Here is a 24,572-nt window from a genome sequence, read left to right as displayed (position 1 = left end):
TCATATGTAATAGATCATTCTTAATACAAATGGCAGGCAACCCAGTGATTGCTGTACACTTGCTTGCCTTCCGGCATTTGCTTGGCGCATAGCTCCGTTGCCGCTGGACATCTGCTATGGAATGGACATCCGGTAGGTGGAGATAGCGGGCTTGGCAGATCGCCATGCAGTACAATTCGTTCACGAAGCCTCTTATTTGAAGGGTCCGTTGTTGGAATTGCTGACAATAAGGCCTGCGTATAAGGATGAAGCGGGTTGGCGAACAATGAGCTTCGATCTGCCAGCTCCATCATTTTGCCTAAATACATAACGCCGATTCGATCACTAATATGTTTGACCATCGCCAGGTCATGGGCAATGAATAAATAACTTAAGCCTTGTTCGATTTGCAAATCCTTCATCAGATTTACAATTTGCGCCTGTATCGACACATCGAGTGCTGAGATTGGTTCATCGGCGACAATAAATTGCGGATTCACGGCCAATGCGCGGGCGATGCCGATACGCTGTCTTTGCCCGCCGCTGAATTCGTGCGGGAAGCGAAGTGCATGATCCGGGTGAAGCCCAACTTTCTCAAGCAGCTCAGCAATGCGCTCTTTGCGGGCCTTGCCCCTTGCCAAGCGATGTGCGTCGATTCCTTCGGCAATAATGTCGCCAACACGCAGTCGAGGGTTAAGTGATGCATGCGGGTCTTGAAAGATCATTTGCATGCTCCGATTTAGCTCACGACGTTCCAGGCCGCGTGCGCTAGCCAATTCCTTGCCATTGAACACCACCTTTCCAGCTGTAGGCTCCAGCAGGCCTACAGCGACTCTGCCTAATGTTGACTTGCCGCTGCCGCTCTCACCAACAAGGCCAACCGTCTCGCCGGGAAGGATGGATAAGCTGATTCCGTCAACTGATTTCACGCTGTGATTCGAACCTGTCCGAAAATGCTTATGCAGTTGATGGAGCTCAAGAATAGGCTTCGACATGTTCATTCCTCCTTGCAGGACCTGTCCCGTGACCGATTGGTGTTCGGGGGTCATTCAGCCAGCAGCGAGCGCTATGCTGATCTGAGAACGAATGGGTGTCAGGCAGATGCTGCAGGCAGACCTGCATGGTATAAGGACATCTCTTCGCGAAGGGACAGCCAGTGATCGGTTCGGATAACTCTGGAGGAGAACCTTCAATCGGTGTCAGCCGTTCATCCTCGGAGGTATCCAGCTTCGGCGTGGACTGAAGCAAGCCCCATGTATATGGATGCTTCGGACGCTCGAAGATATCTTCGACTGTGCCTGTTTCCACAATCATTCCGGCATACATGACTGCAACGCGATGCGCGACCTCAGCCACGACACCGAGATCATGGGTAATGAGCAGAATCGAGCTTCCCATCTGTTCTTGCAGCGTTGTCAGCATGTCAAGAATTTGGGCTTGAATCGTGACATCCAGTGCGGTCGTAGGCTCGTCCGCTATCAGCAGCTTGGGATTGCAGGCGAGTGCAATAGCGATGGCTACACGCTGCCGCATTCCTCCACTAAATTCATGTGGGTATTGACTGTATCTTCGTTCCGCATCTGGAATGCCTACGAGCTGCAGCAATTGTATCGTTCTCGTTCGTGCATCGGTTCTGGTAAGCTTCTGATGCTGTCGCAAACCTTCACTGATCTGCGTACCGATCTTCATCGTTGGATTCAAGGAGGACATCGGATCTTGAAAGACCATACCAATCTCAGAACCACGCAGTTTCCTCATTTGAGAGCGAGAGAGTGAAGTGATGTCTTGGCCTTGAAAATGAATGTCTCCACCCTTCAACTTCGCATGTGGAGCAGGGAGCATTCCCATAATGGTTCGAGCGGTTATGCTTTTGCCGCTGCCGCTCTCGCCGACGATTGCGAGTGTTTCCCGTTCATCAATATGGAAGGACACGTCTCGCACGGCTTGAAGCTCTCTATTTCTTGAGTGGAATACTACATGCAATTGTTGAACTTCGAGCAAATGCTTCATGAGTGCACCTCCTTATTGTTGTGATCGTGGATCTAGGGCATCCTGCAATCCATCTCCAAATGCGTTGAATGCGAACATGGTGAGCGAAATCATCAATCCTGGGAAGAACAGTCGCCACCATTGGCCGCTTAATATGACGCCAAGTGAATCGTTGGCCATTGTGCCCCAGCTGGCATCAGGTGCTTGTACACCTAGACCGAGAAAACTTAGAAATGATTCAGAGAAAATTGCCGCCGGAATCGTAAACGTTAAGTTGACGATAATGATGCCCGCAGCATTCGGGAGCAGATGCTTAATGATTATGCCAGCATGAGATGTGCCAAGCTTATGCGCTGCAAGTACATACTCTTGCTGCTTAAGCTGTAGAATCTGTCCACGTACAACACGGGCCATTCCAACCCAGCCTGTTATTGATAGGGCGATAATCATGGTGAAAATTCCTGGCTTCATAACGACAAGAAGCAAAATGATCACGAGCAGGTAAGGGATGCTGTATAAAATTTCAACAATGCGCATCAACACATTATCAACGCGATCACCGAGCCTGCCGCGACCTGCCATATATCCTGAAATGCCACCTACTACAATGCCGACGACAAGATCAATTGCCGCTGCTGCGAATCCGATCGTAAGCGAGATGCGTGCTCCTGCCCAAGTTCGCGCCCACACATCGCGTCCCAAATCATCTGTTCCGAACCAATGTTCTCCGGAGGGAGGGAGGTTCGTAGCTGTTAACGATTGAGCGCTCGAAGAATAGGGAACGAGCGATGGACCAATAGCGGCGAGGAAAATAATGACCAGCAGCAGCACGAGTCCGAGTACGGCGAGCTTGTTGCGCGATAGCTTGCGCAATCTGTCCTGCCACAATGGAACGCTGCGAGTTGCGAGCTGATGCTCTGCTTGGTGGCTGCGTTCGATGGGATGGAACAGATGATCCAATTCGGCTGATGAAGCTTTCATGCTAATCTCCTTTGCTAGCAAGTTTAATTCGCGGATCAACGATCCGGTAAGACATGTCGATTAAAAATAACGTAACGACCAATACGACGCTGTAAAAAATCGTTGTGCCCATAATGACGGGATAGTCCCGATTGAAAATACTATCGACGAAGTATTTTCCGATACCAGGGATCGCAAAGATCTTCTCCACCACAAACGTGCCTGTGAGGACGGATGCGAACAGGGGGCCCATGAAGGAAAGTACAGGAATTAAGGAATTTCGCAATCCATGACGAATCACAATTTTCCAAGTAGGCAGACCCTTGGCTTCTGCTGTATGTATGTATTCCTGTTGCAGTACTTCCAACATGCTCGTTCGCACGAAGCGGGCAATGATCGCGATCGGCGCAACTGCAAGCGCGAGTGAGGGAAGAACCGTATGCTTCCAAGTTCCCCATGCAGCGACGGGTAGAAGCCCCCATTTCACCGACATGTACTTAATAAGCAATGGTGCCAAGATGAAGCTGGGAATCGAGATACCGAGCATCGCAATCATCATCGCTGCAAAATCCAGCGCGCGGTTATGATGAAGGGCGGCAACCGTGCCTAATCCGATTCCGACCACGATTGCAAGCAGCATAGATTGAATGCCGAGAATCGCTGATGGTAGAAAACCGCGGGCTATCAAGGTGTTAACATCCGTTGTCTTGGATTGGATCGATGGCCCTAAGTCCAAGGTGAGCAGACTCTTCAAATACAATAAGTACTGTGTAGGCAAAGGCTTATCCAGGTTATACCTTGCCCTCATGTTATCCAATACGGACTCTGGCAGCGTCTTCGAATCTGAAGCGAATGGATCACCTGGGATCATGTGCATGATCACGAAGGTCAGCGTAACAATGATCCATAGTGTGACCAGCATGGCGAATAAGCGTTTCAGCACAGCCATTATTCTGTTGTCTCCTGTTCATTTAAAATCACATAATACACATTGAATAAATCGGAATTAAAATTAAATAAAATCTCCTAACGAAATCGTAATCAACCGGTTGTTAAATATTAAATCTGATAGGATTAGTATGAATAATAGGATAGAAGGTTTGAAATGTCAATGTAATACTATGTAAATTTCAAAATTTAAATTTCATTTCATCAGCTCATACACTTTAGAGGTAAGAAAGGGGGAAACGATGCCATTCCATTGATTGTAAAGGGATATACTGGTACAATTGGTTATATTCAAACTTTACTAGATAACGAAATGAGGGGATCGTTTGTTATACATGCGTATCGACTTAGAACTACTCCATGCAAAGTCTATATTATGGACATGAACGGTAGCTTGTGTGGAGTTACATCGCTTAACCGTTCACTTTCATTTTGACTTTCATGGTGAAAATACGTTTATAATGTAGGCTTTGCTCCCTTAAAAGAGACCAATTTTTTAAGGAGCGAAGGGATCATGAAATATATGAAGGCGAATGAATGCTTGCCAGAACATCTGCTATTAGAAATACAGAAATACGTCTGTGGTGAATTCATATACATTCCAGCACCGCAAGGATCTCGTAAAAAATGGGGCGAAAACTCTGGGATTCGAAGAGAGCTCCAAGTTAGAAATGAGAAGATTCGGCACTATTTCCGTGAAGGGGCATCGATTGATCAGTTATCTGAACAATATTGCCTATCTGCAGATAGCATCAAGAAAATTGTATATAAGAAATAAGGAATGGTAGACCCGCCCTGCTTCGAACGCAAGGCGGGTCTATTTGGTGTTAATGCCATAATCCATGCCGCTGTATAGATCGTTTGTGGATTAGTAGAGATATCTCCAGAGGTAAAATGTCGCATAAGCTTCCCAGCCGCTCCACTTCTCGGACATCTCTCGCAATTCGCTCTTTGTCGGCTTTCTGTCGGAGCCGAGGCGATGGCGAATGGCATTATGAAGTCCGACATCATCAATCGGAAATGCAGACGGCATTCGCAAGCAGCGCATGAGTACGTAATTGGCCGTCCATGGTCCGATTCCACGTATTTGCGTCAACATCAGTTCGGCTTGCTTGAAGTCGCCGGCCGCGAGCAGCATTTCTTTTGACAATCGCTTATCGGCAATTAGCTGTGCAGTATGGATCAGGTACTCGCATTTTCGTTCGGTCATGCGCAATTGCTGCAGATCTTGGACGGTTAGAGAAGCGATATCGTGGGCAGTAGGATAGATCCAGTAGGTGTTCCCATCACATGTAATCGGCTTGCCAAAATGTTCGACTAGTCTCCGCTTCAACGTATACGCAAACGCAAGATTAATCTGTTGCCCAATAATTCCCCAGCTCAACGCTTCAAATAGGTCAGGGATGCCAATGATTCGCAATCCAGAGAATGACTGGACAGCATGTTGAAGCAAGGGATCGTTTTGGGCCAGAGCGTAAAAGGGTGCCAAGTCAGTGTCTAGGTCGAACCAATCTCGAACGTAATGTTCGACAGCACGATGTTCCTCCGGATTACGAGGAACCGTATTTCCAAGATAGACAATGTTCAGAGATTGATCTTCATTGGCGCTAATTTCTACGATTGGCGAACTATGTTCAAGAGGAATTGCCTTACATACCTTGTGTTGTTGTATCTCATATAGACATTCATTGGTCGTACGAGATAAGTAGTTCAGATTCTCGTTGAAATTGAATTCCTTAGGAACCTCCAACCGCGTCCGATTTTCCTTGTGTTCCATCGTCATGTTATCCCTCCCTGCACGAGAAATATCTCCTATTATAGTTGTATCATACTTCCGAATCACATGGATTTCGAAATATTGCGTTTCCATTCCTATTCGCGTACATAGCCCCGTCTATCAGGTTATACTGGAAGAGGAGGTGAAGTTCTATGCCAGAGAGGAACGAACCTATTCGGTTCACAGTTTTGTCTGAAGATGGGGGGAAGCAAACCATCATGCTAGGTATAGCGACAGATGAACAGTGGCAGGCCATCTTAGGAAATGATTCATCCTACGATCACCACTTCATCTATGCAGTGAAGACAACAGGGATCTTCTGCAGACCCTCATGCAAGTCAAGACCTCCAATTAGAGCGAACATATGTATATTTCAGAATGCGGAACATGCACAGAAGGCTGGATTTCGCCCGTGCAAACGGTGCAAACCATCAGGAGAGCGCATGCCGGATCAGGAATGGGTCCAGCAGATCGTTCAATGCATTCACAGCCGTTACGCGGAGTCATTGACGCTTCAAGCACTCGCTGAATTTTGTCACGGCAGTCCTTATCACTTACAACGTACATTTAAGCGGATAATGGGGGTATCTCCGATGGAATATGTTCAGCGTACGCGCATGCATCATGCCAAGCATCTACTCATTCATTCCAAGTATCCTGTTGCGAACATAGCACAGACAGTAGGGCTTTCGAATACCCCGTATTTTATCACCTTGTTCAAAAAAATGACCGGACATACACCGGCAGCCTATCGGATGCGCGAATGGAATATCGATCAGGATGAGATAAGCGGAGGAGAGAACAATCATGGGAACTGAGAACCTCAATATATATTGGGCATTGTTGCAACATAATGCATGGCATCTGCATATTGCTGCTTCTGAACGCGGTTTATGTTATATTAGCGGTCAGAATGAATCATTTGAACAGCTTAGTCAATGGGCTGAGCGGCACTATCCTGCTGCTGGTCTAGTACGTGATGATGAACGTATGCAGCCATATGTTACGGAAGTAGCGGAATATTTGACAGGGCATCGTACGGAATTCGATGTGCCGCTGGATATACAAGGCACTCGGTTCCAATGTGAAGTATGGGAAGCACTGTGTGCAATACCCTACGGTGAAACTCGAACTTATTCCGAAATCGCGGAACAGGTTAAGAAACCGAAGGCCGCGCGAGCCGTTGGCAGTGCTATCGGGGCGAATCCTATTCTGATTACGGTGCCCTGCCATCGTGTCATTGGGAAGGATGGCTCTATTACTGGTTATCGAGGCGGTCTAGAGATGAAGAGGCGTCTTCTGCACGTTGAACAACGGCCTGCGATCAAGTCATGACGTAGAAGGTTGATAAAGATTGAGCGCTGGCGAAGGGAGGAGTGAGGCGAATGATTGACTTGCAATTTACTACACCGAAAACGCTGCTGAACAAAGGTTCCGGATTCCTAGCCGACTATTCCCATACACTGAACCCATATACCGGGTGCTCATTCGCCTGCTCTTATTGTTATGTGCGACAAATGCCAGTGGCTAAGTTCCGCAAGGCGGAATGGGGCAGCTGGATCGATATAAAACAGCAGGCGGCAGAGGTTCTGCGCAAAGAACTGCGGAGAGCGAAGACGAAGGGCAATGTCACCATCTTCATGTCATCGAGTACTGATCCCTATCAGCCGATCGAATATAAGGAACAGGTAACGCGCTCGCTGCTGGAGGTTATGGCTGATGAGCAGCCTGATTTCCTATTGGTACAAACACGCAGCCCACTTGTTCAGCGGGATATCGATCTGCTGCAACAGATGAAGGACAAGGTGCGCGTAAGTATGACCGTCGAGACCGATAGGGAAGAGATTCGCAAGCATTTCTCGCCTGGAGCACCGCCAATTGCAGCTAGACTGAGAGCATTGGAACAATTGCGTCTGGCAGGTGTTCCGACCCAGGCAACGATTGCCCCTGTTCTTCCAAGCAGTGAATCGTTTCCACAGAAGCTGGTAGGGCTGACGAATCGAATATGTATCGATGATTTCGTTATGGGTGATGGCAGCGGGGGAGCTAGAACGAGACAATTGGGAATATTCAGATTGTACGAGGAGCTCGGTTTACAGGAATGGTACGAGCCAGATGCATATCAGCTCGTGTATGATCGGTTCAGCCGCGTGTTTGCTCCCGATCAACTTCATATAAGCCGGAAGGGATTTGCCCCAACATAGACATCGATAATACAGACGGACAGCAAGGACAGGAAAGCTTTAAAGATAGTAAAGCTAGTAAGGTTGGATTGGCAAAACGGTAAAGACGGTTATGCCAGCAAATACAGACAACATTTACGTTTGGACTTATGGATATCAGATGAACAAAAGGATAGACAGCGTAGGAAGTTGGGCAGTTCGCCGACTCTGATAGCTGTCTATTTTTTTGTCTATATACAAATGGAGTAAGATGCGTTATTGTTTATATGACTAATTGCACTAAAATAGTCATATAAATTGTTGACGAAGTGCTAGCATACATAGGAGCGTGAAGCAGATGACACAGGTTCATGTACAAGGTTGGGTGGCAGCAGGATTTGAAGAAGTGGAAGAAGAGTTCGTACGGAACTTTACGAGGCGCAAAGAAACGGGTGCAGCATGTGCTGTATATATACAGGGCAAGAAGGTTGTAGATTTATGGGGCGGAGTATCAGATCCTTATAGCGGAACATTATGGCAAGAGCATACGATGGTACCGGTATTTTCAAGCACGAAGGGCTTTGCAGCTCTGGCAGGGGCACTTGCGGTATCTCGGGGGCTGCTCGATTATGATGAGCAAGTCGGTGCCTATTGGCCCGAATTCGCCGTTCATGGCAAAGATCGCATCACAGTTAGGCAACTGTTGTCGCATCAAGCTGGACTGTGCACGGTAGATACATTACAATTGGAGAAGTTTGCAGATTTAGATACTGCACAAGTCGCCAATAAGCTTGCGAACGCAAGGCCGGAATGGACACCAGGCGTGAAGCAGGGCTACCATGCTTGGACAGTTGGGTGGTATATCGGTGAGCTTATACGCCGAGTAGACCCAAGAGGAAGAAGCTTGGGCCGTTTTTTTCACGAGGAGATTGCGAGTTCGCTTGATGCGGAATTCTATATTGGATTGCCTAAATCAGTACCGAATGCAAGGCTCGCTCAGGTAAGAGGAATTAACAGTCCAGCTCAGATATTAAAGCATATTCATGAGATTCCATTCTCCATGCTGCTCGGCTTCCTCAACCCACGCTCGTTAACAGCGCGGAGCATGGTTGATCCGAAGCGGCTAGTTGCGAATGAGAACTTCAACCGTCGTGAGATGCTGGCGATCGAATTTCCATCCGGCAATGGAATTGGCGAGGTACGCGCAATGGCTGCCATATATGGTGAATTTGCTGCGGGTGGCAAGAAGCTGAAGTTGTCCAAATCGGTACTTCGAACGCTAGAGGCTCCACCGGAGCTGCCATTATCAGGGACTTATGACCATGTGAATCGGACCAAGCTGGCTTATTCCGTCGGATTCTGGAAGCCCATTGAAGGGCATACGTTCGGCAGCAGCCACCGGGCATACGGACATCCGGGAGCCGGAGGTTCCTTCTGCTATGCAGACCCAGACTATGAGCTGGGTTATGCCTACGGGTTAAATGAGATAGGCGGGTATATGGACAATAATCCGCGTGAGAATGCGGTGCGCCAGGCGGTATATCGCTGCCTGAAGTAAAGGAGAGAGTCATTATTCCGAAGTTTAGTGAGATGGAAAGAGAAGCGGTTCGTACATGCCTAATGTCCACAGGCAAGGAACTGTTCACTCAATATGGACTGAAAAAAACGAGTGTTGATGAAATTGTAAAGGCATGCGGCATCGCGAAGGGATCATTTTATGCCTTTTTCCAGTCGAAGGAAGAACTGTATTATACCATCATGCAAGCAGAAGAATCGTTTAAGGATCAGAAAATTCGAGAAATGCTGAACAGTGAACGATCTCCGAAGGAACTGCTGAAGGGCCTGTTCGACTTGTCATTTGAGATGCTGGAGACAAATCCGTTCCTGAAACGAGTTCAACAACGAGACGAATACGAATTGCTGATCAGAAAATTGCCTAAAGATAAGTTGGAAGAACATATTCAAGCTGACAATCGAGCTGGTGCCGAGCTGATTAAGCAATGGCAGGAGAAGCAGGTCATTATTGATAAAGACCCAGAAGTCATTATCGGTTTACTGCGCTCGGTTATGCTGCTGTCATTGCACAGAGAGGAAATTGGAGGTAAGTTCGATCAGGTCAAGGAACTGCTGCTTGAATGTGTGACGGAGGGACTGCTTCGCAAATAACAGGAACACAGCTTCATAATATTACCATCAAAGTTGTACTGCTGATCAGAAGGCGGTGCAACTTTTTTATTAGGCAATGTCCTTTTTGTGTGAGTTTAAGTGTTGTATAGGTGAGGGAAGGAGGGGAAAGTTGGAATGGAGTCTGTTGAAGGGTTTGTTGAACGGGTGCAGGCAGGCCAAATCGAAGAGTATATCCATATCATTAATACCTACCAAAACCCGTTATTTCGATACTGCTCACGTCTGCTAGGAAACAAGCATGAAGCAGAAGATGCTGTTCAGGACATCTTCGTGAGAGCCTACGAGAAAATTCACTTGTATAAGCCAAATGTATTGTTCTCTTCTTGGCTATATAAGATTGCTTACCATTATTGCCTCAATCTAATTCGCAAGCGCAACATCCAACAAAAATTCAAATGGTGGTTTACACAAGAGTCGACAACGGAGAGTGCTGAAGACACCGTCGGGAAGTCATTATTTGATGAGCCGCTTCATTCCGCATTGAAGCAACTTAGCGTGGAGGAACGGAACTTATTAGTTCTTCGCGTATTTGAGGAAAAGTCTTTTGCAGAGATCGGTGAGATTCTGAATAAAAGCACGGAGACAGTGAAGAAACGGTTTGGACGTACTAGAATCAAATTGCAGCAGTTCATGACTGAAGAAGGGGGGCGGGTTCGATGGAGCGAATCAGATCTATTATCGAAGATGAAGAAATAAGACGATATGAGCGAGAATTTGATACTGAACTGAAGATCGATATTCGCGAACCCGTTATGCGGCGCATTGCAAGTTTACACAGAGTTAGGAAATCCATGAATCGTTCAAAAGCAAGATTGCGCAGAAAGACGATCATTGTTCTTGCCTCCATCATTGTCACGTTAACCTCTATCTCGGGATATGCGGCATCTAAAATTATTCAAATTATCAATTCCAAAGGGGATGTTGTTGTTGAGACGAAAGAAATGAAATACAATCCAGGCGATATTCGCATACATAAGACACTAGAGCAATATGGGGAAATGGTGAAAGCACAATTAAAGCCGGGGGAATGGGCTGCTTTTTACGTTGAAGATAAACAGTTTACTCATTTGACTTTATTGAATAGAGTGAATTTTGAATATAATCCGATCGTTCATACCAATTATGATCGTTTGCAGCAGGAAATCAAGGATAAAGCTGGAGTGCCTGCCGTCGATATAGCAAATGCTCCAACTGGGCTAAAGTTTGAGTCAGGATGGGTATTTCCGAGTGTATATCCATTTAACGAAATAAAAGGATTAGCAGAACAATTTGAGAAAGAAGCGAAACAGGCAATACAAGAAGGAAAAAATCAAAAGTTGTTTATTAAACCACTTTCTTGGAAAGAAGTAGGCAGCTCACGCGCGAACTTTAATTACGATGGAAATCAACTAAAATTTATCGGGTTTTACCATACTCAATCACGGGTGGTATCACAGAATACTTCAGAAATTGCCGTTTCGAAAGTAAAGTTGAACGGGATGGAAGTTCTGTACAAAGAAAATGTAAAAGGGAAAAATGCCAGCTTCAAGCATCAAGTGGAATGGATGCGGGAGGGTGAAAATACCTATTATATGTTGTACGATGAAGCGGAAAGCAAACTGTCTAAAACCGAGTTTATTGAGCTTGCGAGAAGTATGGTAGGAAAATAGTCATGCTTGAAAGCGGCCGGTGAAGTCACACATGTCACCTTGTTTTACTGGCGACATAAGATTCTGTCCGCTTTAAAGCAAATTCAGACCGAAGCATTTCAAGAAATTGTTAAATGGACGAAACCTACTATCTGTACTCGGAAAAGAGCAAGCGGAATATTGTCGAACGTAAGCCACGAAAACGTGGGGGAAAAGCCAAATATCGTGGCATAAGCAAGGACCAAGTGTGTGTCCTCGTTGCCCGTGACCGTCAGAAAATGACTTACTCTGGCGTTCTTGGGCGTGGTCGAATTCGGACAACGAAATTGGATGAGGAGATTGGCGGTCATCTATCGGACTCAAACGTGCTTTGCACTGATTCTTGGCGGGCATTCAGCTCCTATGCGAATTCAAAGGGCTTGGCTCATTACAGATTCAAGTCCGACGGAAAACAACGTGTCAAAGGCGTGTACCATATCCAAAACGTAAATAGCTATCACAGCCGCTTGAAGAATTGGATGGATCGCTTCAATGGTGTTGCAACCAAATATCTACAACATTATTTGGCTTGGTTCCGTTATGTAGACAGCTAGGAATATGAGAACACCTCATCGAATAAGAAAATATGTTGGTCAAATCGTGCCTGTTTACTGTGACCGACACGAACTCAAAGCTTCGACTTTCTGCTTATGAATAGGTGTTAATAACTTTTTCTGAAGGAGGACATGAAAATGAATGACACAACAGAAACAAAAACACTTGTTCATACAGTAGTTCAGGTGAGACTACCTGCTAGAGATATTGATGAATCCGTAGCATGGTATGAGAAATATTTCGGGTTTGCACATTGCTGGAAAACTGAAGAAGAATCAGATTTGAAGCTTGAACCAGGACCCTACTTGTTTTTAAAACGAGTAGAACAACCGACACCGATTCAAATTGTGTCACAAGGAAGACCCTATGCAGTTCTTTGTATAAAAACTTCAAATGTTTTTGAATGTTACCGAAGATTCGTAGAGGCCGGTGAAGAAGTAACCGAAATAACCTATACTTGGAATATTGACCGCTTTCCAGAATTCAATGTCACAGACCCTACGGGGAATGTTATTAATGTTGCTAACTACCCCGATTTACAGATTGCTGGTTTTTAAGCTGTCGGGGAACGATAGCTCAATTACCCGCCTTTTCGCAAAGGCGGTTTTCTTATGTTCACAAATCAACATTAGAATTTAACATAGCCATTAAAAAAAACTGATCTTTCCCGTCCCTTTTTACGTGTGCCAAGTGTTATACATAATGAGACTCAGGTGAGTTAGTTCATTTGGTTCCACGACATGCTTCAAAAATAATGAGAAGAAAGGGATGGACAAATTATGAAATCAAAATCATTTCTAATTACCATGTGCGCCGTTCTTGCGATGTCAATGAGTATAAGTCAAGTGGTGACGGCAAAGGAAGCTTCTGCAGCTAACGGAGCGTCCACGAAGAAAAAGGAGTCACAGAAAAAAGCAGAAGCCAAGCAAAATGGAGAGCTTACCATCAAGGATGGAGAGCTTTATGCTACTTATACAAGCAAAGATAACTCCATTTCATTTCGATTCAAAACGATAGCCAGTGAAACTTACGAGGAGTTTCTCAAACAAGTTGTTCAGTATAAAGCTCCAAAGTTTACGGAACTAGCTTTCTTGCCTGAAGGTTATAAGTTTATCAAAAGCGAAATCACTCCTCCATACCCCGATTTTTCCAGCGAGGCATATCGGGTGCTTGTAGACCAAATGAAAAAGGAAGCAAAAGGGAAAAAAGAGTATCAGAAGAAGCTGAACTGGAAGGAAGCCGGGGAGGCAGGAGTCATGTATGCGAAGGGTTCGGACTTCATTTTCTTGACAGTGACTAGAATGCAGCCTCTGACTATTGAAAAATCACCCGCGGCTCCTGTTGGCGGAAAACTGGAGAAGGTTAAGGTAAATGGATTAGATGCGGTTTATACGACAGGGAGCAATGCACTTTATTCGAATGTACTGATGTGGCAAGTTAAAGAGAAGAAGCTTGAATATCGGATTTCTACGAATAAGCAAAGCCCATTAACGAAGGAAGAACTTATTCAGATCGCAGAAAGTTGGAATGCTGCAAACTAACGGTTTCCCCTGATTTCAGGAACATATAAGAAAGCCCTAGACGATGTCATAGGGCTTTCTTGCATGCACATGTTGCGTCTTGCTTTTACAGCAGTTTGTCTGCGAAAGGAGTAACAAGCTGTAATTTCACGCGTTCTCGAAGCTCCTGCATATGACTAACGAGGGACGCGCGATTTTCTTGAATGTAGTCTGCTGTTTCTATTAATGCTGTCTCCATGTGAGCGGCATGAGTTGGTATGATAATAGATGGGAGACTCATCGAATGGACAAAGTCATACGACTTGAATCGGTAGCCTAAGCAGATGAATGGGATTCCAGCAGCAGCGGACAATACGTTGGCGTGTAGTTTCAGGTTGACAGTGAAATCGAATCTTTGTACTAGTTTTAAATAGGAGTCAAGGGAATGAATCTCTTGATCGAATACGACATGGTCTGGGAATCCGATTTTTTGCTGCAAACGTTTGGCAGCTTCACGGTCTGGTCCCCACACTACATAAATGTAGATTTTGTATCCCTCTCGAATCCAGCGCTGTGCCGCATAGGCAAGTTCATCTTCTACAACGGATTCATTGCGTCCATAGATGCGATTATAAGACGTTCCCCAGTTCAGACCGATCCAGCGTTCACCAGTTTGTCTCACACCTGCATGGTCTGAAGTAGGGAGCGGGGCCAACATGGCGGGATCCCCGCTAATGGATACACGATCCATTTGTACACCGTTGTTGGACAAGTATTCGTAAGTCCATGGACCTCGAATGCCGCAATATGCCGCATTGCTGATAACCTCTTGCAGCATTGTGCGATATTCGGCACTATCAGCTGCAGGTTCAGGGCTTAAGGAGCGGTCATCATTGATCATCAGCCGACTGAGTCGATCATGCCCGCTGCCCCAGATAATTGTTGTTTTGTTCTTCTTGGCAGCGTTATACATAATATCTACATACCCTGGTATAAGAAGTGAGCCTCCGCCAAGCACTACGGTATCATAAGGGGAGATATCGTTCACATCAACACCAGGCAATGAGGGGATAATTTCGTACTTAGTCGGTTCCAAATATTCCTGTGACATGTGCTGGAACATGGTCCACATCCATTCATCCCCGAAATTATTGTAGCCAATCCACCCCAGATATAGTATTTTCCTCATTTGTGTTGCACCTCCTCTTGGCCGGCTTGCAGGATGACATGTCGATAGAGATCTTCCAACTGAATCACGATTTTGTGAATATCGAAATGCTCTAACGTCCACTTAAGGCCCTGTAACCCGGTCTTGCGCAAGGATGCTTTATTAGCCAATGCCTCGCGCAGTTCATTCGCGATCAATTCTTCGGACGGCTTACATACGGAAGCATGGTCACCGAAATATTGCTTCCATGCCTGTTCATACGTGGATGGCGTGACAAGCCCGAAGTACCCGTGGTTGCCGATAGCGATTACCGGCTTGCCGCAGGCCATTGCCTCCAGTGCTACTCTCCCTGTGCCGACGACTATATCGGCGAGACTTAGAAAATCGCGTACCTTTTTCTGACTTCCTACCATGTGAATGAACGGTTGTCCAATTTCAGATTCGATGCTTTTGGACAATTCGCGAATTTCGTGATATTGATGCCCATCTCCGACGATGACGATATTCAGTTGAGAACGTCCTTCCAAGCGCAGTCTTCTCGCGGCCCAGATGAGCATTGTGCATACATAAGCCTTGTCCCATGACAACCTGCTGGCGTACACGATGGTGTCTGCATGATCCGATATACCGAGACGGCTCCGTAAAGAGGAGGAATCCACTTCGATGAACTCGTCTGGATTTACTCCATTTGGGATTAGCTCGGATTGAATATTCATGCTCTCCAAGAATTGCTTCACTGGATGGCTTACACTAATAACAGCGTCACTATATTGATTCATACTAGTCAATTGATCCTCAGGATAATAAGTGCCATGAGCGGTAAATACAACGGGAATTCCTAGCTCTTTTGCCGCCATTGCGGCGTATAGGCCAGACGGTGACTGGTGAACGTGAACGACGTTGATTTTCTGGGTTTTCATGATTTGCTTTAATGAGGAGATGATTTTGGGCAGCATTTGGTTCTGCAAATGAAGAAGTGTTCCTGGCGATAAATCAACAGCGTGAATTTGACATCCTGCTCGTGCATAAGCCTCATACATATTGCCGCTGGCGCCGGCGTATATCGAGTGAATTCCACGCTTTTTAAGGGCTTTAACAATGCTAAGCACATGCGTCTCTGTACCCCCGACGGCTAAGCTGTCCATCACCATCATCACACGAATACGATTAGGATTCATTCGTTGGATCCTGCTTTTTTGAAAAATATTTTCGAGAGCGTTGTTTTGGGTGACTGCGGTAGTAATAGAGAACGTCAGGGATGTTTTCAATATTCAAATGGTTAGGATCCAGAGAACGGGCAATAAAATCATAATCTTCCGCGCCTTTTACACGTCTTGTGTGACCGCCTATACGATCGAACAGAGCGCCGCGCATCATGATTGTGCCATGACATACACAATGCCCTCCCTTGCGATAGGTTGTACGGATATGCTCTCCATAGCGAAGCCACTTCGGGATTGTAACGACCTCGTTCGGGTCATGTTCGAACACGTGATAGTTTGTGCCTAGCAATTCAATATTTTGATGAGCGTCAAGATAGTTGATTTGCTTTTCCAGCCGCTGCAAATGGGAGATATCGTCGGAGTCTTGAATTGCAATGTACTCTCCCTTGGCCATATAGAATCCAATTGTCATTGCTCCTGCATACCCGATATTCCGGGGAAGTGCCATTGTAAATATCGAATTATGATTGGGTAAGTTTATACGATTATCGAGAAGCCAAGCTTGTGTCTGTTGGATGGAATCATCGGTCGAGCCATCATCAATCAGGATGATCTCCCAATTTGTATACGTCTGCTGTAGGATGCCGTTCAGGCATTCCTGCAAATAAGCTGCACGGTTGTAATTGGGAATTACCACACTGACAAGTCCTTTAATTCGAGAATAAGTCATATTTATACCACTCCAATATCAGAATTCAATATGAAATTAAATAATACGAATGTAAGAGATAGATTTTAATGGGAAAACAGCATATTGGCCATTCTCATACCCAGATATGCTTGATGTGCGCAGCGTTAGCTTGGTATCATCGACAGAAATGAGCGTACCGGTTGTAGTCTCCAGCGAAGTAGCAACTTGCAGATTAGAACCGATTAGGGGTCTAAGCTTGTCCATCATGGTCATCACCTCCTCTCATGAGATTAACCAGCTTGCAGAGAAATCGCATTGGCCAGCTGCACAATAACGACCAAATCTTCAGACTCCATAATTTCGACATAATCGTTTCCGACTTCTGTGATTATCCCTTCTACGATTCCAGCCGGTGTATTTATGGACACATTCCGATTCACATACCTCTCAATCATTTCCTGAAGTGGAGAGGAGGGAGGATGTGGCGTGTTCAGTTTTTCCATTTCCTGTTTGACTTCAACTTTGAGTCTTTTGATGATGGGATTATCCTCATTTGGATTGCTAAGCAGTGAATCATGCACTGCTTGTTTGACAATATTGCTAATTCCTTCGAGCAGTGCTTGCAGCTCTTTCTCATTTGCTCTGAACCACATAAGCGTCTCACCTGATTTCTTCATTTTTCGATAAAATATGATACATTTTATACGTTTCCAAGCTGATTTGATTGAGCAGATATACGAAATCTATGAAAATGTTTGTTTGTATGGAAGCAATTATCATGTAAAGTTTCAATTTATTAACATTTTCAGAGACAATTTTGTCTTTTATTTCGAAATAGAGAAGGAAGATAAATAGGAAGAGTTGACTTTCTTTATGGTTGTAACTATAATAGTTACATCGAACGAATTATTTTTTTTGTTATCGGTGTAACTACAGTTGTTACATCATATTGAGATATGGAAGGCGAGGACTTGAATATGACTGTGAAGATTAAAGCCTATTCTGATTTTGTATGTCCGTTTTGTTTTCTGGGCAAAGGCCCGTTGGATGAAATCGTAAAGGAGAAGGACGTTGAAGTGGAATGGATGCCATTCGAGCTTCGTCCCGAACCATATCCGAAGATCGATCCATGGAATGAACCTGATAAGCTTGCATCGTGGGATGCATTTATTAAGCCAACAGCAGAGAAGCTCGGCATCGATATGCGTCTGCCGCATGTATCTCCTCATCCATATACCAACCTGGCATTTGAAGGGTATCAATATGCGAAGGAACAAGGGAAGGGCAACGAATATATTCAGCGCGTGTTTACAGCCTTTTTCCAAGAAGAGCAGAATATCGGGGAGATTGAAGTATTGACGAAGGTTGCAGAGGAGCTTGGCTTGGATGCAGCAGCGTTCCGCGGGGCGCTTGAATCCCGCACATATCGGGAAGCTCATCAAGCTGCGATCAAGCATGCTTATGAAGAGGCTCGCATCTCAGCTGTACCGACATTCATTATCGGTGATCAGGTGATTCAAGGTCTGGCTAGCAAGGAGCGTTTGGCTCAAGCTATTGATCGCGCAGCTTCCAAGCAGTCATTTGACTCGATTGAAGGTATGCAGTGCGATCTCGATGGAAATTGCTAAGTTTTTCTTGTATATCAATCACATTATTTATAAATGGAGGAAACCTCAATGACAACATTCAAAGACGCAATCATCAACCGCCGTTCCATTCGCAAAGTAACGAAAAATCCAGCGATTACAGAAGATCGCATCCGTGAAATTTTGAAAACATCCTTGCATGCTCCAACATCATTCAATATGCAAAGCGGCCGTGTGGTCGTATTGCTGGACGGTGAACATGAGAAGTTCTGGGACATCGTGAAAGAAACGCTGCGTGCTCGCGTTCCGGCAGAGAACTTTGATGCAACCGTTCAAAGACTGGCAGGCTTCCGCGACGGTGTAGGAACAGTCTTGTTCTTCGAGAACCAAGCAACGATTCAGAGCATGCAAGAAAATGCTCCTAGCTATAAAGAGCAATTCCCGTTCTGGTCCCATCAAGGCAGTGCAATGCTGCAATATGCAGTATGGACAGCACTGGAAGCAGAGGGTATCGGAGCTTCCCTTCAGCACTACAACCCAATTGTAGATGAAGAAGTGAAGCGTACATGGGATATCCCGCAAGAGTGGACGTTGATCGCGCAAATGCCATTCGGTGAGCCGAATGAACAACCAGGTGAGCGCAGCTTCCTGCCGTTTGAAGAAGTTGTAACGTTCCATAAATAAGATTATGCATCCTATTGTTACAGTGGGGGGCTGAATATGGAAAGTCAGCAAGCAAATGTAGACATCATCCGCCGCACCTATGAAGGGCCTGAATTTCTGCTTGCAGCATTAACTGACAGCACGGTATGGACGGAAGCGGCAGGATATCCGTACGGTGGCACGTTCCATGGAGCCGCTAGCATTAAGAGCAATGTTTTTGAACGCTTAGGAACGGACTGGGACGGCTTTGTCGCCACTGTGCACACCTTCCATGAGGTTACGAAGAAAAATATCGTAATTACAGAAGGCGTTTATACCGGAACATACAAGGCTACAGGGAAATCCATTCGTGCAGATTTCGTACATGTATGGAAGCTTGATGATGGCAAAATTACAGCATTCAAGCAATACGTTGACAGTCATGTTGTTGTTCAGGCTATGTCTTAGCATCATGAATAGAAGAAGCATGTCTCTCGTTATAGAGGGCATGCTTCTTTGTGTTTGAAGCGCCGTCACTTGTGCTTCATCCGGTATTACTCGTCAATTAACTCCAGCAAATAATCCGTATACTTTTCCTCGCTCATTCCCGATATGGCATCACGAAGTCTATCCTCAGCTTGCTCAGGAGATAGAGCTTCAAAGTCTGCTACCTGCATACTTATCATTCGCGCTTGAAATTCAGGCGAACTATGCTGCGTTATATATTGAATCACTTGCTGCAGGGGCATTTTCTTGAGTGCCCATATACTGATACCATCACTCACGGAAGTACCTCCTTCTATTTGTTGAATTGGCATATACCGTTATCGTGTCCGATTTCCGAGGCTCAGATTCTTAGATACTCCATATTACATATTAGGGTTGACACTGCTGTTATAGAGGAGTAGGATGGGTATATAGAGATTTGAACACTTGTTCAAAACGATCGTTCAAAACAAATGTTCAATAAATGGGGCCAGCATATTCGCAGTTCCAATACTCAATTTCAATGTTCAATTTTTTGTTCACTGCTAGTGTCAATATCAACCTAGAACTTATTTCTATAACAACATGAGAGGAGAACAAAGATGGTTCAAGACACAAATGACGTGAAGGCAAAGATTCTTGGCGCGGCGAAGAAGCTGTTTGCACGCAATGGGTTCGAAGGAACAACGGTAAGGCAAATTTGCGAAGAGGCGGGAGTAGCGCTTGCGCTTGTCTCGTACCATTTTGGCGGCAAGGAAAAGGTGTTTTATGCGCTATTTGAGTCGTCGATTCCCAATTATGCAATGGCAACCTATGCGTTGCAAGATCCGGAGGCAGACTTTGCGAATTTTATACGTGAATTTGTTCGCCTGCGTCAGACAGAGCCTGAGCTCATTAACTTGCTGCAGCAGGAGATCATTATGCAAAGTCCGCGTATGGAGAAATTGCAAGCCTATGTCTATACATTGTGGAAGCAGCTTCGCGACATACTGGAGGCGGGTAGAGCGAAGGGATGCTTCCAATTCACTTCCTTGAAGCAGACGCTGCACTTTATCATAGGAGCACTCATTTTCACTCGAAATGTACCTGCGCTAGATGACTTGTTCGAGACAACAGTCAAAGAAGAGAATGCAGAGAGTGTTGACGAGATTGCTGAATGCACCGTTCATTTTCTCTTGAATGGGTTGAAGTAAACATAAGATGTTCTTTGTAAGAATACTTGGTATTGCTTGAATGTTCCAATAAGGAGGAATACAATATGAATAGTTCTATTATTATCTTGTTTTTGTTCGCATTTACGATACATAACTTAGAAGAAGCGGTATGGCTGACCAGACAATCTTCCGCAGCTGGGAAGGTGAAGATGCATAAAGCCGTTACTCAGGATCAGTTTTTGTTTGGCTTATTTTGGGTAACCGGATTTGCTTATTTGATTACAGCCCTATATATCATCTATCCAGACGTTGCATTGTTCAAATATGCGTATTTCGGCTATGTGGGTGGAATGATCTTTAACATCATCTTCCCGCATTTGATATCGACGATTATCGAACGCTGCTATTCGCCAGGTTTATTTACGGGCCTATTGGTCATCGTTCCGATTGATAGCCTCATTATGAAGACAGGGCTTACTGCAAATGTTATTTCAGTAAGTGAGCTTATTATCAGTACGATCATTGCTGGTGTTGTCATAATGGCCAGCATTCCATTTAGTTTCAAGGCAGGCAAGAAACTGATTACATACTAACCTTATTAATGAACAAATCTTTTGAATTGAATACCGGAATGGATAAGCAGTATGCGCCAATCGGATAGAACAACTATTCGGTTGGCGCTATCTGTTTTTTTATTTTTGGCCACGTGTCACAAATCGGAGATTACGGTTGTTATAGAGGTTGGAGAGCATCAAGGGAGGTGAACCTGTGGAACTATCCAGCCCGGGTGAACGACAACAGAAGCAGCAATTTATTGAGGCAATTGTTGTGAAGGTGCAGGAAGGAGATGATGAAGCTTTTGCAATCCTTATTCATCATTTCGAGAGGCAAATGTACAGCTATTGCTATTATCTATTAACGAATCGAGAAGAAGCAGAAGATGCTTTGCAGGAGATTTTCCTACAGGCCTACCGCAATCTGAATCAATACATACAGAACACGAACTTTTCGGCTTGGCTGTATAAGATTGCATATAACCACAGCATGAATGTACTGAAGAAGAGAAAACGCTGGTATCGGCTGCTCTTGCGCAGTAGAGAGATTGCACCTAATCCTGTTCCTATCAATCATGCAGCAATCATTGAGAATATGCTCGAACTATTGACAGTGGAGGAAAGGCATATTCTGCTGCTTCGAGCAGTTGAGCAATATAGCTTTACTGACATAGCGGACATTATGGGCAGTAATCCAGCTGCGATTCGCAAGAAATATGAGCGGCTGCGTACGAAGCTTCGAAATAACGATAAGGAGGTCTTTGCGAATGGCGAAATGGTCCAACCGAACTAAGCTGACCGATCAAGAAATAAATCAGCTTGAACAAATCATTCACGATACCGAAATGCCGGTCTATACATACAGTCATCGGATCATGAATCGGATTCGGGAAGAAAAAGCAGCGAAGAAGAAATCAATCTGGAAGCCAGCATTGATCGCTACCTCCTTAGCAGCCGTTATTAGCGGTGGTGTAGTTGGAAGCGGGTTCGTCTCATCAACGATGGCGCATGCTTTAAGCAAGCTGCCCTTTATTGGCGTCGTGTTCCAGCAAACCGGCGATTTTGGCCTTTCTTATGCGGTTGATAACAATCTGGTTACGAAAATCAATCAATCCATCACCCATGACGGGGTAACGCTTCGGATTAAAAACATGGTTTATGATGGCATCCGCTTGGCTTTTACATGGGAGCGTGAAGGAGACAACATATCTTCCTATCTATTCAGTCCCTCTTTAACGGACGATAAGGGAGTAATTCGTCGAATTCGTTTCTTAGACTCTTCACTTGAGGAGATAACATACGACTTAAGTTTAAGCATGTACCAAACTCCTGGAGACCCAGATTCTGGTTTCTCAGTAAGTAGGAGTGAACCTTCCGTAACGAGAAATGGAAATCTCAGCAGCGAGCCGAAATCACTACCCGATGAGTTCAATATCCGCATGAATGTATCATTATCGGGAGTTCGGGAGGTGTTCATGTTCAATATTCCGGTGAAGAAGAATACGAAAAATATTAATTTTACAGAGAATATCACGAGATCCTATGACGGTCTTAGCCTGTCGCTTGAGAAATTGGAGTTAACCCCAATCACGACACGAGTGATGCTGAGAGGAAGAGGAGAAATGCAGCATGTTCCCGATAAATTTATAGGTCCGAAAAAAGACTTTGGACTGCGCGATAACCTGCTGTTCAGTGCAGACGTGTTCGATGATCAGGGGAACAAGGCGAAAGGACTGATAGATGCGGGACTTGGAGGATTAGCTAATAAGTACGAAGAGTCGAATGATTATGGATTGGATTTGATGTTCGAGCCATTCCGGCAAAAACCGAAGTCGATTACGATCAAGCCTTTTTTGTATGATTATGAGTCTTTAGAAGCCCGGGAAATCGAAAAACATTATATGAAAGAGCTAGAGTTCACCATAGAGCTAGAAAAGGAATAGCGTCTTAGGAGCGAGGAAGGAGAGGCAGCAAGTATGGGGAAATCGAGAGTCACAATCACACTCCTTATGATAATCGCATTGATAAGTGGATGTGCCGGCAAGACGCTAGAGCATGACGAGTCCATACAGACAAGCAAAATCAAGGTGCTGTATCAGGATGAAGATGCGTACTATGTCGATATCGGCAAAATAAAAATGATGAACTATCCAGTGGATCAAATCGAATTTATTGTCCAGACGAACGAGTTCGCCAAGTTCAAGGATGGAAAATCTCTCGATGAGTTTTACGAGGGGCAGAAAAAGTTCCTAGACAAGCACAAGGCGGATGTCATTGTTGTTGATGAGAACCTGTTCGCGGATACCGCCCGGGAAGGGAAACTCTATGACATGGAGGCCGATCTGCAAGATGAAAGCTTTCATCTAAACGAATTTATGCCTGGACTGATCGACCGAATGAAGAGCAGAGGAGACGGGAAGCTGTATGGAATAGCGCCCTTTTTCTACAGACAAGTCTTATTTTACAATAAGGATCTGTTCGAGAAGCATCATATATCTCCTCCACGAAGCAATATGACATGGGATGAGGTGCTGGAGCTGGCTGGACAAATCTCCGATCCCGGTTCGGGGAAGCGGGATTTTCACGGCATTTATCATACGTACTCCGCCGCCCCGGCGATGATGTACCAGATCGGTTCTTCTTCCGGACTGAGCTTGTTCGACGAGAAGGGGGAGAAGCTGCTGATCGATACAGACGGATGGAAGCATGTCATAAAGAAAATGACAGAAGCAGTGAGAAGCCGTGCGCTGCTCGTTCATCCCAAAGAGCGCAACATGACCCATGATGGGATTTTTTTAGATGGGGATTCTGCCATGTTAATCGGTGATCCATCCTTTATTCATAAAGATGTGATGCAGCCGGACGATAAGAGAAAATTACACAAAAAATGGGGCGTCCTGTCGCCGCCTGGCAATCCGAAGTTGGCAGAGGCGAATATGAAGCTGCCCTATGTGTATGCAGTAGCAGCAGATTCTGATAACAAGCAGGCTGCGATGGAATTCGTCAAATTCATCAATGGCAAGGAAACAATGGGGACATACTTCCAACGCTTTGTTTATGACTACGCGCCGACGCGCATGGGCAATCTGAATGATTTTGATTCAACAGTAACAGAGCCGTTCTATCAATTGAAACCGCAGATGAAAGACGGCATATGGGACAACCGGAATGTACCTCGTGATTTCTTTCTCGTTTTCGAACCAATCTTGTCGGAAGAACTGCAAGCGGTCATTGACGGGAAGAAAACAGTAGACCAAGCCGCTGCCGAACTAAAGGAGAAGGGGCAAGCTGCATTACGCCAATTACAGAACAAAACGCATCCGAGTGATCCAACTGCTAAGTAAACACATGAGCACCCGTATTGGTAAGCGTCGGGTCTGTTGCGATAAATAGGTGAGAAGGAGA

At 45.2% G+C, this 24,572-nt stretch carries 29 protein-coding genes and 1 pseudogene; 19 read left to right on the top strand and 11 right to left on the bottom strand.

Going from position 1 to position 24,572, the window contains the following annotated elements; translation table 11 throughout:
* Nucleotides 1-20: 20 nt before the first annotated feature.
* The 4 genes from RQP50_RS22135 to RQP50_RS22120 are packed head-to-tail and all read right to left on the bottom strand — an operon-like array spanning nucleotide 21 to nucleotide 3,877.
* A complete protein-coding gene (locus RQP50_RS22135; protein WP_315746778.1) occupies nucleotides 21-974 on the bottom strand; it encodes an ABC transporter ATP-binding protein in 954 nt (317 codons plus the stop codon).
* The gene (locus RQP50_RS22130; RefSeq protein WP_315746777.1) at nucleotides 955-1,989 is read right to left on the bottom strand and encodes an ABC transporter ATP-binding protein; all 1,035 of its coding nucleotides are present in this window, start codon (nucleotides 1,987-1,989) and stop codon (nucleotides 955-957) included. The genes RQP50_RS22135 and RQP50_RS22130 overlap by 20 nt, the downstream gene beginning before the upstream one ends.
* A 12-nt stretch (nucleotides 1,990-2,001) precedes the next feature.
* Complete coding sequence (locus RQP50_RS22125; RefSeq protein ID WP_315746776.1) at nucleotides 2,002-2,949, bottom strand: ABC transporter permease; 948 nt, start codon at nucleotides 2,947-2,949, stop codon at nucleotides 2,002-2,004.
* 1 nt (nucleotide 2,950) lies between these two features.
* A complete protein-coding gene (locus tag RQP50_RS22120; RefSeq protein WP_072729977.1) occupies nucleotides 2,951-3,877 on the bottom strand; it encodes an ABC transporter permease in 927 nt (308 codons plus the stop codon).
* A gap of 513 nt (nucleotides 3,878-4,390) precedes the next feature.
* On the opposite strand from RQP50_RS22120, the gene RQP50_RS22115 reads away from it, so the two are divergent.
* The gene (locus tag RQP50_RS22115) at nucleotides 4,391-4,654 is read left to right on the top strand and encodes a CD3324 family protein (protein ID WP_315746775.1); all 264 of its coding nucleotides are present in this window, start codon (nucleotides 4,391-4,393) and stop codon (nucleotides 4,652-4,654) included.
* A 90-nt stretch (nucleotides 4,655-4,744) separates the two neighbouring features.
* Here the strand turns inward: RQP50_RS22115 and RQP50_RS22110 are convergent, their stop codons facing one another.
* Complete coding sequence (locus RQP50_RS22110) at nucleotides 4,745-5,659, bottom strand: DNA-3-methyladenine glycosylase family protein (protein ID WP_315746774.1); 915 nt, start codon at nucleotides 5,657-5,659, stop codon at nucleotides 4,745-4,747.
* Between the two features lie 212 nt (nucleotides 5,660-5,871).
* On the opposite strand from RQP50_RS22110, the gene RQP50_RS22105 reads away from it, so the two are divergent.
* The 10 genes and pseudogenes from RQP50_RS22105 to RQP50_RS22060 all read left to right on the top strand — a co-directional run bounded on the left by RQP50_RS22105 (nucleotide 5,872) and on the right by RQP50_RS22060 (nucleotide 13,765).
* Complete coding sequence (locus RQP50_RS22105; RefSeq protein WP_072730023.1) at nucleotides 5,872-6,471, top strand: bifunctional transcriptional activator/DNA repair enzyme AdaA; 600 nt, start codon at nucleotides 5,872-5,874, stop codon at nucleotides 6,469-6,471.
* Nucleotides 6,461-6,988, top strand: coding sequence for a methylated-DNA--[protein]-cysteine S-methyltransferase (locus RQP50_RS22100; RefSeq protein WP_072729979.1), 528 nt, complete (start codon nucleotides 6,461-6,463; stop codon nucleotides 6,986-6,988). The genes RQP50_RS22105 and RQP50_RS22100 overlap by 11 nt, the downstream gene beginning before the upstream one ends.
* 50 nt (nucleotides 6,989-7,038) lie before the next feature.
* Nucleotides 7,039-7,857 (top strand): SPL family radical SAM protein, encoded by an 819-nt coding sequence (locus RQP50_RS22095; RefSeq protein ID WP_072729980.1) that lies wholly within the window; start codon nucleotides 7,039-7,041, stop codon nucleotides 7,855-7,857.
* A gap of 316 nt (nucleotides 7,858-8,173) precedes the next feature.
* A complete protein-coding gene (locus RQP50_RS22090) occupies nucleotides 8,174-9,373 on the top strand; it encodes a serine hydrolase domain-containing protein (protein ID WP_072729981.1) in 1,200 nt (399 codons plus the stop codon).
* Nucleotides 9,374-9,405: 32 nt separating this feature from the next.
* Nucleotides 9,406-9,981: a TetR/AcrR family transcriptional regulator gene (locus RQP50_RS22085; RefSeq protein ID WP_315746773.1), complete on the top strand. Its 576-nt coding sequence runs from the start codon at nucleotides 9,406-9,408 to the stop codon at nucleotides 9,979-9,981.
* 135 nt (nucleotides 9,982-10,116) lie between these two features.
* Nucleotides 10,117-10,698, top strand: coding sequence for an RNA polymerase sigma factor (locus RQP50_RS22080; RefSeq protein ID WP_315746772.1), 582 nt, complete (start codon nucleotides 10,117-10,119; stop codon nucleotides 10,696-10,698).
* Nucleotides 10,659-11,651, top strand: coding sequence for a DUF4367 domain-containing protein (locus RQP50_RS22075; protein WP_315746771.1), 993 nt, complete (start codon nucleotides 10,659-10,661; stop codon nucleotides 11,649-11,651). The genes RQP50_RS22080 and RQP50_RS22075 overlap by 40 nt, the downstream gene beginning before the upstream one ends.
* Nucleotides 11,652-11,669: 18 nt before the next feature.
* Nucleotides 11,670-12,327 (top strand): annotated as a pseudogene (locus RQP50_RS22070) (IS1595 family transposase); the annotation flags it as partial.
* Between the two features lie 34 nt (nucleotides 12,328-12,361).
* Nucleotides 12,362-12,781, top strand: a complete 420-nt coding sequence (locus tag RQP50_RS22065) for a VOC family protein (protein ID WP_315746770.1) — start codon at nucleotides 12,362-12,364, stop codon at nucleotides 12,779-12,781.
* A 222-nt stretch (nucleotides 12,782-13,003) separates the two neighbouring features.
* Nucleotides 13,004-13,765 (top strand): DUF4367 domain-containing protein, encoded by a 762-nt coding sequence (locus RQP50_RS22060; RefSeq protein ID WP_315746769.1) that lies wholly within the window; start codon nucleotides 13,004-13,006, stop codon nucleotides 13,763-13,765.
* An 85-nt stretch (nucleotides 13,766-13,850) separates the two neighbouring features.
* Here RQP50_RS22060 and RQP50_RS22055 read toward each other — a convergent pair whose 3' ends face one another.
* Genes RQP50_RS22055 through RQP50_RS22035 form a run of 5 tightly spaced genes read right to left on the bottom strand, consistent with a single transcriptional unit; the run spans nucleotide 13,851 to nucleotide 17,398 of the window.
* Nucleotides 13,851-14,912 (bottom strand): polysaccharide pyruvyl transferase family protein, encoded by a 1,062-nt coding sequence (locus RQP50_RS22055; protein ID WP_315746768.1) that lies wholly within the window; start codon nucleotides 14,910-14,912, stop codon nucleotides 13,851-13,853.
* Nucleotides 14,909-16,069: a glycosyltransferase gene (locus tag RQP50_RS22050; protein WP_315746767.1), complete on the bottom strand. Its 1,161-nt coding sequence runs from the start codon at nucleotides 16,067-16,069 to the stop codon at nucleotides 14,909-14,911. The genes RQP50_RS22055 and RQP50_RS22050 overlap by 4 nt, the downstream gene beginning before the upstream one ends.
* Nucleotides 16,059-16,784 carry a glycosyltransferase family 2 protein gene (locus RQP50_RS22045; protein ID WP_315746766.1) on the bottom strand — a complete coding sequence of 242 codons (726 nt, stop codon included), beginning with the start codon at nucleotides 16,782-16,784 and terminating at the stop codon, nucleotides 16,059-16,061. The genes RQP50_RS22050 and RQP50_RS22045 overlap by 11 nt, the downstream gene beginning before the upstream one ends.
* Nucleotides 16,785-16,820: 36 nt before the next feature.
* Entirely contained in the window at nucleotides 16,821-17,012 is a 192-nt protein-coding gene (locus RQP50_RS22040; protein WP_021253590.1) for a hypothetical protein, read from the bottom strand.
* Nucleotides 17,013-17,035: 23 nt separating this feature from the next.
* Entirely contained in the window at nucleotides 17,036-17,398 is a 363-nt protein-coding gene (locus tag RQP50_RS22035) for a DUF2642 domain-containing protein (RefSeq protein ID WP_021253589.1), read from the bottom strand.
* 324 nt (nucleotides 17,399-17,722) lie between these two features.
* Here RQP50_RS22035 and RQP50_RS22030 point away from each other — a divergent pair, with 324 nt between their 5' ends.
* From RQP50_RS22030 to RQP50_RS22020, 3 genes are read left to right on the top strand one after another with little or no spacing between them, the layout of a single operon-like run.
* Nucleotides 17,723-18,373, top strand: a complete 651-nt coding sequence (locus RQP50_RS22030; RefSeq protein ID WP_021253588.1) for a DsbA family oxidoreductase — start codon at nucleotides 17,723-17,725, stop codon at nucleotides 18,371-18,373.
* A 48-nt stretch (nucleotides 18,374-18,421) separates the two neighbouring features.
* Nucleotides 18,422-19,015 carry a nitroreductase family protein gene (locus tag RQP50_RS22025; RefSeq protein WP_315746765.1) on the top strand — a complete coding sequence of 198 codons (594 nt, stop codon included), beginning with the start codon at nucleotides 18,422-18,424 and terminating at the stop codon, nucleotides 19,013-19,015.
* A gap of 36 nt (nucleotides 19,016-19,051) precedes the next feature.
* Nucleotides 19,052-19,441, top strand: coding sequence for a nuclear transport factor 2 family protein (locus RQP50_RS22020; protein WP_315746764.1), 390 nt, complete (start codon nucleotides 19,052-19,054; stop codon nucleotides 19,439-19,441).
* A gap of 86 nt (nucleotides 19,442-19,527) precedes the next feature.
* Here the strand turns inward: RQP50_RS22020 and RQP50_RS22015 are convergent, their stop codons facing one another.
* The gene (locus RQP50_RS22015) at nucleotides 19,528-19,758 is read right to left on the bottom strand and encodes a hypothetical protein (RefSeq protein WP_315746763.1); all 231 of its coding nucleotides are present in this window, start codon (nucleotides 19,756-19,758) and stop codon (nucleotides 19,528-19,530) included.
* Between the two features lie 303 nt (nucleotides 19,759-20,061).
* Between RQP50_RS22015 and RQP50_RS22010 the strand changes: the two genes are divergently transcribed.
* The 5 genes from RQP50_RS22010 to RQP50_RS21990 all read left to right on the top strand — a co-directional run bounded on the left by RQP50_RS22010 (nucleotide 20,062) and on the right by RQP50_RS21990 (nucleotide 24,511).
* Entirely contained in the window at nucleotides 20,062-20,652 is a 591-nt protein-coding gene (locus RQP50_RS22010; protein WP_315746762.1) for a TetR/AcrR family transcriptional regulator, read from the top strand.
* Between the two features lie 65 nt (nucleotides 20,653-20,717).
* Entirely contained in the window at nucleotides 20,718-21,206 is a 489-nt protein-coding gene (locus tag RQP50_RS22005) for an HXXEE domain-containing protein (RefSeq protein WP_174810179.1), read from the top strand.
* A 175-nt stretch (nucleotides 21,207-21,381) separates the two neighbouring features.
* Complete coding sequence (locus RQP50_RS22000) at nucleotides 21,382-21,960, top strand: RNA polymerase sigma factor (protein ID WP_315746761.1); 579 nt, start codon at nucleotides 21,382-21,384, stop codon at nucleotides 21,958-21,960.
* Nucleotides 21,935-23,110 carry a DUF4179 domain-containing protein gene (locus tag RQP50_RS21995; RefSeq protein ID WP_315746760.1) on the top strand — a complete coding sequence of 392 codons (1,176 nt, stop codon included), beginning with the start codon at nucleotides 21,935-21,937 and terminating at the stop codon, nucleotides 23,108-23,110. Before RQP50_RS22000 ends, RQP50_RS21995 begins: the two co-directional genes overlap by 26 nt.
* A gap of 33 nt (nucleotides 23,111-23,143) precedes the next feature.
* Nucleotides 23,144-24,511 carry an ABC transporter substrate-binding protein gene (locus RQP50_RS21990; protein WP_315746759.1) on the top strand — a complete coding sequence of 456 codons (1,368 nt, stop codon included), beginning with the start codon at nucleotides 23,144-23,146 and terminating at the stop codon, nucleotides 24,509-24,511.
* Nucleotides 24,512-24,572 lie beyond the last annotated feature (61 nt).

The sequence above is a fragment of the Paenibacillus suaedae genome (assembly GCF_032337355.1).
Lineage (GTDB): Bacteria > Bacillota > Bacilli > Paenibacillales > Paenibacillaceae > Paenibacillus_B > Paenibacillus_B suaedae.
Note: the sequence above shows the minus strand (reverse complement) of the source record. Positions and strands in the feature narration are given on the sequence as shown.

Coding starts and splice junctions, on each gene's coding strand:
- RQP50_RS22065 (WP_315746770.1), top strand. CDS start 12,362: ATGAATGACACAACAGAAACAAAAACACTTGTTCATACAGTAGTTCAG.
- RQP50_RS22075 (WP_315746771.1), top strand. CDS start 10,659: ATGGAGCGAATCAGATCTATTATCGAAGATGAAGAAATAAGACGATAT.
- RQP50_RS21990 (WP_315746759.1), top strand. CDS start 23,144: ATGGGGAAATCGAGAGTCACAATCACACTCCTTATGATAATCGCATTG.
- RQP50_RS22105 (WP_072730023.1), top strand. CDS start 5,872: ATGCTAGGTATAGCGACAGATGAACAGTGGCAGGCCATCTTAGGAAAT.
- RQP50_RS22090 (WP_072729981.1), top strand. CDS start 8,174: ATGACACAGGTTCATGTACAAGGTTGGGTGGCAGCAGGATTTGAAGAA.
- RQP50_RS22025 (WP_315746765.1), top strand. CDS start 18,422: ATGACAACATTCAAAGACGCAATCATCAACCGCCGTTCCATTCGCAAA.
- RQP50_RS22085 (WP_315746773.1), top strand. CDS start 9,406: ATGGAAAGAGAAGCGGTTCGTACATGCCTAATGTCCACAGGCAAGGAA.
- RQP50_RS22110 (WP_315746774.1), bottom strand. CDS start 5,659: ATGACGATGGAACACAAGGAAAATCGGACGCGGTTGGAGGTTCCTAAG.
- RQP50_RS22035 (WP_021253589.1), bottom strand. CDS start 17,398: ATGTGGTTCAGAGCAAATGAGAAAGAGCTGCAAGCACTGCTCGAAGGA.
- RQP50_RS22130 (WP_315746777.1), bottom strand. CDS start 1,989: ATGAAGCATTTGCTCGAAGTTCAACAATTGCATGTAGTATTCCACTCA.
- RQP50_RS22005 (WP_174810179.1), top strand. CDS start 20,718: ATGAATAGTTCTATTATTATCTTGTTTTTGTTCGCATTTACGATACAT.
- RQP50_RS22055 (WP_315746768.1), bottom strand. CDS start 14,912: ATGAGGAAAATACTATATCTGGGGTGGATTGGCTACAATAATTTCGGG.
- RQP50_RS22125 (WP_315746776.1), bottom strand. CDS start 2,949: ATGAAAGCTTCATCAGCCGAATTGGATCATCTGTTCCATCCCATCGAA.
- RQP50_RS22050 (WP_315746767.1), bottom strand. CDS start 16,069: ATGAATCCTAATCGTATTCGTGTGATGATGGTGATGGACAGCTTAGCC.
- RQP50_RS22040 (WP_021253590.1), bottom strand. CDS start 17,012: ATGATGGACAAGCTTAGACCCCTAATCGGTTCTAATCTGCAAGTTGCT.
- RQP50_RS22115 (WP_315746775.1), top strand. CDS start 4,391: ATGAAATATATGAAGGCGAATGAATGCTTGCCAGAACATCTGCTATTA.
- RQP50_RS22030 (WP_021253588.1), top strand. CDS start 17,723: ATGACTGTGAAGATTAAAGCCTATTCTGATTTTGTATGTCCGTTTTGT.
- RQP50_RS22020 (WP_315746764.1), top strand. CDS start 19,052: ATGGAAAGTCAGCAAGCAAATGTAGACATCATCCGCCGCACCTATGAA.
- RQP50_RS22100 (WP_072729979.1), top strand. CDS start 6,461: ATGGGAACTGAGAACCTCAATATATATTGGGCATTGTTGCAACATAAT.
- RQP50_RS22135 (WP_315746778.1), bottom strand. CDS start 974: ATGTCGAAGCCTATTCTTGAGCTCCATCAACTGCATAAGCATTTTCGG.
- RQP50_RS22095 (WP_072729980.1), top strand. CDS start 7,039: ATGATTGACTTGCAATTTACTACACCGAAAACGCTGCTGAACAAAGGT.
- RQP50_RS22080 (WP_315746772.1), top strand. CDS start 10,117: ATGGAGTCTGTTGAAGGGTTTGTTGAACGGGTGCAGGCAGGCCAAATC.
- RQP50_RS22060 (WP_315746769.1), top strand. CDS start 13,004: ATGAAATCAAAATCATTTCTAATTACCATGTGCGCCGTTCTTGCGATG.
- RQP50_RS21995 (WP_315746760.1), top strand. CDS start 21,935: ATGGCGAAATGGTCCAACCGAACTAAGCTGACCGATCAAGAAATAAAT.
- RQP50_RS22045 (WP_315746766.1), bottom strand. CDS start 16,784: ATGACTTATTCTCGAATTAAAGGACTTGTCAGTGTGGTAATTCCCAAT.
- RQP50_RS22120 (WP_072729977.1), bottom strand. CDS start 3,877: ATGGCTGTGCTGAAACGCTTATTCGCCATGCTGGTCACACTATGGATC.
- RQP50_RS22010 (WP_315746762.1), top strand. CDS start 20,062: ATGGTTCAAGACACAAATGACGTGAAGGCAAAGATTCTTGGCGCGGCG.